10 protein-coding genes are annotated in these 8,507 nt (G+C 74.1%); 9 read left to right on the top strand and 1 reads right to left on the bottom strand.

The features are described from left to right. On the bottom strand, positions 1-806 hold an 806-nt coding region (locus ACY34I_RS39635), incomplete at its 3' end, for an RNA-guided endonuclease InsQ/TnpB family protein (protein ID WP_462760571.1). Positions 807-907: 101 nt separating this feature from the next. Here ACY34I_RS39635 and ACY34I_RS39630 point away from each other — a divergent pair. The 9 genes from ACY34I_RS39630 to ACY34I_RS39590 all read left to right on the top strand — a co-directional run. Beyond that, entirely contained in the window at positions 908-2,029 is a 1,122-nt protein-coding gene (locus ACY34I_RS39630; RefSeq protein WP_462760569.1) for a beta-ketoacyl synthase N-terminal-like domain-containing protein, read from the top strand. Beyond that, entirely contained in the window at positions 2,007-3,134 is a 1,128-nt protein-coding gene (locus ACY34I_RS39625; RefSeq protein WP_462760567.1) for a beta-ketoacyl synthase N-terminal-like domain-containing protein, read from the top strand. Before ACY34I_RS39630 ends, ACY34I_RS39625 begins: the two co-directional genes overlap by 23 nt. Beyond that, entirely contained in the window at positions 3,124-4,050 is a 927-nt protein-coding gene (locus ACY34I_RS39620) for a beta-ketoacyl synthase N-terminal-like domain-containing protein (RefSeq protein WP_462760565.1), read from the top strand. The genes ACY34I_RS39625 and ACY34I_RS39620 overlap by 11 nt, the downstream gene beginning before the upstream one ends. Continuing rightward, positions 4,047-4,856 carry an alpha/beta fold hydrolase gene (locus tag ACY34I_RS39615; protein ID WP_462760563.1) on the top strand — a complete coding sequence of 270 codons (810 nt, stop codon included), beginning with the start codon at positions 4,047-4,049 and terminating at the stop codon, positions 4,854-4,856. The genes ACY34I_RS39620 and ACY34I_RS39615 overlap by 4 nt, the downstream gene beginning before the upstream one ends. Continuing rightward, complete coding sequence (locus ACY34I_RS39610) at positions 4,853-5,755, top strand: hotdog family protein (protein ID WP_148802305.1); 903 nt, start codon at positions 4,853-4,855, stop codon at positions 5,753-5,755. The genes ACY34I_RS39615 and ACY34I_RS39610 overlap by 4 nt, the downstream gene beginning before the upstream one ends. Then, a complete protein-coding gene (locus ACY34I_RS39605; protein ID WP_462760561.1) occupies positions 5,752-6,471 on the top strand; it encodes a DsbA family protein in 720 nt (239 codons plus the stop codon). Before ACY34I_RS39610 ends, ACY34I_RS39605 begins: the two co-directional genes overlap by 4 nt. A 23-nt stretch (positions 6,472-6,494) precedes the next feature. Beyond that, on the top strand, positions 6,495-7,439 hold the full coding sequence (locus ACY34I_RS39600; protein WP_148802307.1) for a beta-ketoacyl-ACP synthase 3: 945 nt from the start codon (positions 6,495-6,497) through the stop codon (positions 7,437-7,439). Between the two features lie 214 nt (positions 7,440-7,653). Continuing rightward, positions 7,654-8,271: an IS607 family transposase gene (locus ACY34I_RS39595; protein WP_462760559.1), complete on the top strand. Its 618-nt coding sequence runs from the start codon at positions 7,654-7,656 to the stop codon at positions 8,269-8,271. Next, positions 8,268-8,507, top strand: a 240-nt coding sequence (locus tag ACY34I_RS39590; RefSeq protein WP_462760557.1) for a hypothetical protein, incomplete at its 3' end; no start/stop codon positions are given. The genes ACY34I_RS39595 and ACY34I_RS39590, both read left to right, overlap by 4 nt.

Below are 8,507 nucleotides of genomic sequence, written 5' to 3'. Positions count from 1 at the left end.
GTGGTCAGCTGGTGCAGATGGTCCCGACGCCGGTCGGCGATCCGGGCGTGAATGCGGGCCACCTTCAGTCGGGCCTTGGCCCGGTTCGCGGAGTCTTTCTGTTTGCGGGCCAGGTTCCGCTGCGCTGTGGCGAGCTTGCGCCGGTCGGCCTGCCCGTACCGCGGGTTGGCCACCTTGCCCTGCTCGTCGCTCACCCCGGGCATCGGGTGGGACAGGGTGAGCAGACTGGTGATGCCCGCGTCCACACCAACCACGGGCGTGACCGGCGGCAGCGGCTGCACCGTCTGGTCCTCGACCAGGATGGAGACGAACCAGCGTCCGGCAGCGTCCCGGGACACGGTGACCGTGGAGGCTTGCGCCCCTTCGGGCAGCGGCCGAGACCACACGATGTGCAGCGGGGCGGTCATCTTCGCCAGGGTGAGCTGACCGTCACGCCACCGGAACGCGGAGCGCGTGTATTCGGCCGACGCCCTGGATTTGCGCTTGGACTTGAACCGCGGGTACCGGGACCGTTTGTCCCAGAACGCCGCGAACCCCGCCTGAAGATGGCGCAGCGTCTGCTGCAACGGCACAGAGCTGACCTCGTTGAGGAACGCCAAGTCCTCGGTGCGTTTCCACCCTGTCAGCCACGCCGACGACTGAACGTAGGTGGTGCGCTGACGGTCGACCGCCCATGCCCGCGTGCGGGCCTCAAGCGCCCGGTTGTACACCAGACGCACGCACCCGAAGGTGCGGTTCAACTGTTCGGCCTGTTCAGGAGACGGGTAGAAGCGGTACTTGTAAGCCCGCTTCACCACCTCACCCATGCCTCACATTCTACCAACCGTCCATATAAGACGATCACCGAGGGGAGGGAGCGGCGTTTCCTCCCGGCCGTAAACGGCCGGGTTTCCACGCCGCAATTCCGATGACCGTGACCACCGATTCGCGTACCGGGGCCTTCGCGCTCGGCGTCTCTGGGTGGGGGGTGCTCTCCCCGTACGGGCTGGGCGCCGACGAGTTCACCGCCGGGCTGCGTACCGGGCGGGACGGCGCGGTCGACGCGGCCGCGCTGACCGAGGAGCCGGTGCCGGACCCGCGGGCGTACGGCCTGGCCGGGTTCCGGGCGCGCGACCACCTGGGCCGCAAGGGCACCAGTTTCCTCGACCGGCGGACCGCCTTCGCGGTGCTGGCCTGCGGCCAGGCGCTGGCCGACAGCGACCTCGTGGTCGGCGACGACAATCGGGACCGGGTCGGCGTCGTGCTCGGCACCAGCGTGGGCAGTCTCCAGTCGACCAGCGACTACAGCCGGGACACCCTGGTGCAGGAGAAGCCCTACCTGGTCAACCCGATCCTGTTCCCCAACACCGTGCTCAACTGCGCGGCCGGTCAGGCGGCCATCTGGCACCAGTTGCGCGGGGTGAACACCACCCTCGCCGGCGGCGGGATGGCGACCCTGGCCGGGCTCCGCTACGCGATGACGGTGCTGCGGCGCGGTCGCGCGCAGGCGCTGCTGGTCGGCGCGGTGGAGGAGTACACCCCGCAGATGGCGTGGGCCGAGCACGCCACCGCCGCCGCGCCGACCACCGTCGGCGGCGAGGGCGGGGCGGTCTTCGTGGTCGAGGACGCGGCCGCCATGCGCGCCGCCGGCCGCGACCCGGTCGCCGAGATCATCGCGGTCGACCTCGGCCACACCGGCGGCCGCGGTGACCTCGCCGTGGCGCTCGCCGACCGGGTGCGCCGGGTGCTGGCGCAGGCCGGCGTCGCCGCCGAGGACCTGGCCACCGTGGTCACCTCCGGGGCCGCCGCCGAGGAGCGGGCGCTCGACGAGGTGGTCGGTCCGGACGCCGACCGGGTGGCGATCAGCGACCTCGCTGGCAACTGCCCGACCGCCGCCGGCGCGCTCCAGGTCGCCGCGGTGCTGGCCCACCATCGGGGCGCGCCGGAGCACGACGGGTGCCTGTCGCTGATCGTCGCCAGCACCGTCGACGGCGCCGTTGGCGCCGCCGTCCTGAAGGGAGCCGGGCGTGCGGTTCGCGATCACCGGTAGCGCCATGCGCAGCAGCCTCGGCGACAGCGTCGAGACGTACAAGGCGCTGCTGGCCGGGGAGTCCGGCCGGCAGCCGCTGCGGTACGTCGCCCCGGCCGGGGTCAACGTCCGCCACGGCTACCACGTCGACGCGGCCGGCCCGGAGCGCCCGTACCGGGCCAGCGCCTGGCTGGCCGAGTGCGTGGCGGCGGCGGCCCGGGAGGCCGGCCTCGACTGCGCCCGGCAGCGGGTCGTCGTGCTGGTCGGCACCGGGCTGCGCGAGCTGCGGGCGGTGGAACGGTGGCGGGCCGACGGGCAGCCGGTGGACCTGGACGCGCTGCACTTCGGGGCCGCGGTACGCGCCGCGCTGCCCGGCGTCGAGGACGTCGTCACCGTCTCCAACGCCTGCTCGGCCTCGTCGCACGCGCTCGCGCTCGCCGCCGACCTGCTCCAGCTCGGCGAGGCGGACGCGGTGCTGGCCTGCGGCGCGGACGCGATGACCGAGAGCATGCTCGCGATGATCGGGCGGGTCGGTGACGAGTCCAGCGACGCGGTACGGCCGTTCGACGCCGACCGCAAGGGGGTGCTGCTCGGCGACGGCGCGGTGGCCGTCGTGGTGCAGCGGGCCCCGGACGACGACGCCGCGGTGTGGCTGCGCGGGGTGGGCATGTCGTGCGACGCGTACCACGAGACCGCGCCCGACCCGGACGGCCTGCGCGCCGCGATGGCCGACGCCTACCGGCGGGCCGGGCTGCACCCGGCCGACGTCGGGCTGGTGCTGGCGCACGGCACCGGCACCGCGCTGAACGACCCGACCGAGGCCGGCGTGCTGGCCGGGCTGTTCGCCGACGCCCGCCCCGGACCGCTGGTCACCGGGATCAAGGGCGCGATCGGGCACACCTCCGGCAGCGCCGGGCTGATGAGCCTGCTGGTCGCCGTCGAGGCGCTGCGCCACGGCCAGGTGCCGCCGGTGGTCGGACTGCGTACGCCGATCCCCGAGGCGGCCCCGCTGCGGCTGGTGGTCGGCGGGCCGGCCGGCACCGACGCCCGGATCGCCCAGGTCAACGCGTTCGGATTCGGCGGCGTGAACGCCGTCTGCCTGGTGGAGGTGCGGCATGAGCGGTGACCGGGTGCTGGTCGCGGCCGCGGCGGTACACGTGCCGGGGATCGCGCCCGACCGGCTGATCGCCTCGGCCACCGAGCCCGACTGCGGCCCCGACGCGGCGCACACCCTGCTCGGCCGCAAGGGTCTGCTGTTCAAGGAGCCGGCGGTGCGGCTCGCCATGTGCGCCGTGCACCGGGCCCTGGGCCTGCCGCCCGGCCGGCCGACCGGGCCGGTGCCGGACGCCGCCGGGACCGCCGTGGTGGTCAGCTCCAACCTCGGCAACGTCGCCACCGTCTGCGACATCGTCGACCAGGTACGCGCGGGCGGCCTGCGCGGGGTGAGCCCCATGCAGGCGCCGAACGCGTCGAGCAACATCATCGCCAGCAGCATCGCCATCCGGTACGGCTTCACCGGCCCCAACCTGATGGTCTGCTCCGGCGCGACCGGCGGGCTCGACGCGGTGCGGCTCGGCGCCCTGCTGGTGCGCAGCGGCCGGGCGCACCGCGCCGTCGTGGTGGGCGCCGAACCGGCCGACGAGATCGCGGCCGGGCTGCGCGCCGCCGGCGGGACCCCGCCGGGGCCGCCGCAGGGGATGGCCGCCTGCGTGGTGCTGGCCCCCGCCGAAGGGTCGGGCGGGGTCCGGCTGCACTCCGTACGCCGGCACCGCGCCCCGGAGCCGGTCCCGGCCGGCGGGCCGCGGACCATCCGGCTGGCCTGCGGCAGCGGATCCGGCGACGGCCCGGACCTGGCCGCCCTGGTCGGCGGCGGATACGGTGCGGCCGGGGTGCTGCAGACCGCGCTCGCCGCCCGGTGGCTGACCGACCCGGCCGCCCGACCGGCCGGCGTCGAGGACGCCGCCGAGGCGGTGCTGACCTGCGGCTCGGCCGGCGACGGGTTCGCCACCGCGCGGCTGTGCCGCGACGGGGACCGGACATGACCTGGCGGCTGCTCGCCTCCGGTGCCGCCCCGCCACCCGGGCGGCCCCGGGTGGTCGCGGCGGTGCACGGCCTGGCCGACAACGGGACCACCTGGCAGGACCTGGCCGCGCGGCTCGGCCCCGGATACCGCTGCTACGCCGTGGACGCCCCGTGGAGCGGTGACCCGGGCCGGTCCCTGGTGGACTCGGCCGGACCCGCCGCGTGGCTGCGGCGGGCCCTGGCGGCCGTGCCCGAACCCGTCGACGTGCTGCTCGGCCACTCCTTCGGCGCCAACGCCGTCCTGGACCACCTGGCCACCGGGCCGGCGGCGGCGGTCTCCGCCGCCGTCCTGCTCGCGCCCCTGGTCCGCCCCGCCGACCGGGCCTCGCATCCGGTGCTGATCGCCCGCACCCGGGCGGCGATCCGGCAGGTGGTGGCCGACGGGTTGCGGGCCCGGCTTGGCCCGCGCGCCGCCCACGTCGCCGACGACCTGCTGGCCGCGATGGTGGACAAGGCCCTGCAACGGGTGCCGGACGGCGCCGCCGACCTGGTGCTCGACCGGCTGCTCGCCACGCCGCGGCCCGCACTGGGGCAGGTCCACACCCCGATCCTGGTCCTGGCCGGGCGGGCGGACCAGCGGCTGGCCGGGGTGCGGGCCAACTCGCTCGCCGTGCTGCCCGCGGCGGAGGTCCGCATCCGCCCGCACTACGGCCACTTCTGTCACATCACGCAGGCGACCGAGGTGGCCGCCGAGTGTGCCGAGTTCCTCGACCGCGTCGTGCCGGCACTGTCGCCGGCCGGTCCGACCCTGGAGGTTTCCGCATGACCGTCCTGCTCGACGCCCACCCGACGACGTATCGCGGCCGGCCGCGGTACGAGGGTGCCAACATCGGCACCTGGGTCGGCTTCAAACAGTTCGTGTACCTGGCCGAGGACGCGGTGCTGCAGCACTACCGCGATCGCGGCACCGGCCCCGGCCAGCTGTTCCACGAGGCCGGCGTCCAGCTGTCCATCGTGGAACACTCGGTCCGGCTGCCCGGCCCGGTCTTCGTCGACGACGAGGTGCACGCCGAGGCGACGCCCGCGCCGGGCGGCAACGACGCCGAGGACACCTTCGCCGTCACGCTGACCGTCGAGCGGGACGGGCAGCCGGTACCCGTGCTCAAGGGCAAGGTCCGGGTCGCGTTCGTCGCGCCGACCGGGATCACCGGCGACCTGCCCGCCGCGCTGGCCGGCCGGGTGGTGCCCGGCCTCGCCGCGCTGCGACCGCCGGCCGAGCCGCCCGCGGCCTTCCGGCCGGGCTTCCGCTGGAGCGAGACCATCCCGTACCCGCACTGCCAGTTCTCCGACCGGATCCAGCACTCCGGGTACGTGCGCGACCTGGAGGAGGTGGTGCACCGCTACCTCGCCGACCGGGGCATCTCGATCCGGCGGATGCTCACCGAACGCAACTGGATCCCCGCCGTCACGCGGTCCCAGGTGCGGCTGCTCGCCGACGCGCACCTGGAGGAGGAGCTGCACACCGTCTTCACCGTCGACGACATCGTCAAGGACGTCATGTTCAGCGGCCGGATGGACTGCTACGTGGTCCGCGACGGCCGGATCGTGCACACCGCCACCGGGTCGATCACCCACGGGTACGGGGTGGCCAGCGGCCCGGACGCCGGTCAGGTCGCCGTCATGGACCCGCGGACGCAGGCCGCGCTGCTGTGGAGCGCGCCGTGACCGGCCGGCCCAGGGTGTACTTCTCGTTCCAGAGCCCGTTCAGCTGGATGGCGCTGCGGCAGCTGGAGGAGCGCGTACCGGACTTCGCGGACCTGTTCGAGTACGTGCCCTTCTGGGACCCCGACGACCGGACCCGGGCCGGACTCGACGCGCACGGTGCCGACTTCCACTACACCGTGATGAGCAAGGCCAAGCACCTGTACATCCTGCACGACACCAAGCGGCTCGCCGCCGGCTTCGGCTACCGCCTGGTCTGGCCGGTCGACGTCGCGCCCTGGTGGGAGCCGTCCGCGCTGGGCTGGCTGCGCGCCCGCGAACTCGGCTGTGCGCGGCAGTTCTACCAGGTCGTCACCGAGGCCCGCTGGGACCGGGGCGACAACATCAGCGACCCGGCGGTACTGCGGGCCGCCTGCGACGCGGCCGGGCTGCCCGGCGCCGAGCTGATGGCCGCCGTGGACGACGACCGGATCCGCGACCTGGGCGTCGCGGCGCTGGTCAGCGCGCACCACGACGAGGTGTTCGGCATCCCGCTGTTCATCGTCGACCGCCAGCGGTACTGGGGCGTGGACCGGATCGCCGACGTCGAGGCGGCGGTGCGGGCGCTGCGCGGGGCCGGCCCGGCGGTCGAGTCGGCCGACCTGCTGGCGAGCCTCCCGGTGGCGGCGCTCGCGACGGTCGGCTCGTTCGACCACGACGAGCCCGGCGGCTGCGGCTGACCGGGCGAGGGGAGGAGACGACAGTGCGCACCTGGCAGGGATCCCGCATCGCCGGGCTCGGGTACTACCAACCGCCGCGGGTACTCACCAACGAGCAGCTCACCGAACTGGTCGACACCGACGACGCGTGGATCCGCAGTCGGGTCGGCATCCAGCAGCGACACATTGCCGAGGACCAGTCGGTGGCCGACATGGCGGCCGCCGCCGCCGGCAAGGCGCTCGGCGCAGCCGGCGTCCAGCCCGCCGACGTGGACCTGGTGGTCGTCGCCACCTGCACGTCCATCGACCGGGTGCCCAACGTGGCGAGCCGGGTCGCGGCGAGCCTGGAGATGGCCGGGCAGGCGGCGTACGACATCAACACCGCCTGCTCCGGCTTCTCGTACGCGCTGGCCACCGCCGACCACGCGATCCGGGCCGGCGCCGCCCGGACGGCGGTGGTGATCGGGGCGGAACGGCTCACCGACTACATCGACTGGCAGGACCGCAGCACCTGCATCCTGTTCGGCGACGGCGCCGGCGCCGCGGTGCTGGTCGGGGACGACGACCCGGGCGTCGGCCCGGTGGTGTGGGGCGGGTCGGCCCAGCGCGGCCCGGCGATCCGGATCGAGGGCCGCTCGGCGCGGATCGAGCAGGACGGCCCGACCGTGTTCCACTGGGCCACCACCGCGCTCGCGCCGATCGCCGAGGAGGCCTGCCTGCGGGCCGGCGTCAAACCGGCGGAGCTGGCGGGATTCGTGCCGCACCAGGCGAACCTGCGCATCATCAACGCGATCGCCCGGGACCTCGGGGCCGACCAGGCCGTGATCGCCCGGGACATCGTGTCGTCCGGGAACACCTCGTCGGCCAGCACCCCGATCGCCCTGGCGAAGCTGGTGGAGCGGCGGGAGGTGCCCAGCGGCGCCCCGGTGCTGCTGCTCGGGTTCGGCGGCGGGCTGACGTACGCCGGCCAGGTGATCCGCTGTCCCTGAGCCACCGCCGACAGCCCGGCGTCCGCCGCCCTCGAGGCGTCGGGTGCCGGGCGGCGCCGGTTCGCGCGACGTCCGGGGCCGAAGGGGGGAAGCCCCGGACGAGCGGTCCGGCCCGGACTGGCAGCAAGGCGGGCCGCGCCAACCCCGCGAGTGTGTCCGGGGAGCAGCGACTAGTGGTTGCTTTCCTTTCTAGAGCTGTCCATAATCGACTGTCGTGGGGAGCGTCTATCGGATCGGCGAGTTTGCCAAGCGGGTGGGCCGTTCGGTGAGCACGGTGCGTCGGTGGGAGGCGGAGGGTCGGATCAACGCCCGTCGTCTGCCGTCGGGTCAGCGGTATTTTGACGATTCTGATGTGCGCAGGGTGCTGCAGCCGGGTTTCGACGCGGACCGGCGGAAGGTTGTGGTGTACTGCCGGGTCTCGTCGCCGGGCCAGAAGGCCGACTTGGCCTCGCAGGTGGCGGCGATGCAACAGTTCTGCCTGGCTCGCGGTCTGGCCGTGGACGAGTGGGTCAGCGAGGTCGGCGGCGGGGTGAACCTTCGCCGGGAGAAGTTCCTGGCGTTGATGGATGCGGTGGACCGGGGTGAGGTCGCCACGCTGGTGGTGGCCCACACCGACCGGTTGGCCCGGTTCGGCTTCGACCTGGTGGAGCATCTGGCGGCGCGTGGCGGCTGCGAGATCGTCGTCGTCAACCAGGAGTCGCTGTCCCCACGGCAGGAGCTGGTCGAGGACCTCCTGGCGGTCGTCAACTCCTTCTCGGGCCGGCTGGACGGTCTGCGCCGCTACGAGAAGGAGTTGAAGAGGGCGGACTTGGCCATGGAGGGTGGCCGGTGAAGGTCACCCGGATCGCCTACTCGGCCCGACTGAATCCGGGCAAGTACGGCGCCCTGGTGGAGCAGGCGCGCCGGTTGGGTCGGGTGCGTAGTGAGGTGTGGCAGCGTTACGGCTCGATCGCCGGCGTGGGGTCGGGGTTGCGGGATCGGCAGGTGCGGGACCGGTGGTTGGCCGACGGCACACACGCCCGGTTTGGTGTGTTGGCGAATGCGTGGAAGGAAACCGTCCGCGACGCG

It is taken from the genome of Micromonospora sp. RTBAU3-60 (assembly GCF_054963695.1).
Note: the sequence above shows the minus strand (reverse complement) of the source record. Positions and strands in the feature narration are given on the sequence as shown.

Bases quoted from the DNA above. Each gene is read 5' to 3' on its own strand.
- ACY34I_RS39630 (WP_462760569.1), top strand. From the start codon at position 908: ATGACCGTGACCACCGATTCGCGTACCGGGGCCTTCGCGCTCGGCGTC.
- ACY34I_RS39620 (WP_462760565.1), top strand. From the start codon at position 3,124: ATGAGCGGTGACCGGGTGCTGGTCGCGGCCGCGGCGGTACACGTGCCG.
- ACY34I_RS39615 (WP_462760563.1), top strand. From the start codon at position 4,047: ATGACCTGGCGGCTGCTCGCCTCCGGTGCCGCCCCGCCACCCGGGCGG.
- ACY34I_RS39610 (WP_148802305.1), top strand. From the start codon at position 4,853: ATGACCGTCCTGCTCGACGCCCACCCGACGACGTATCGCGGCCGGCCG.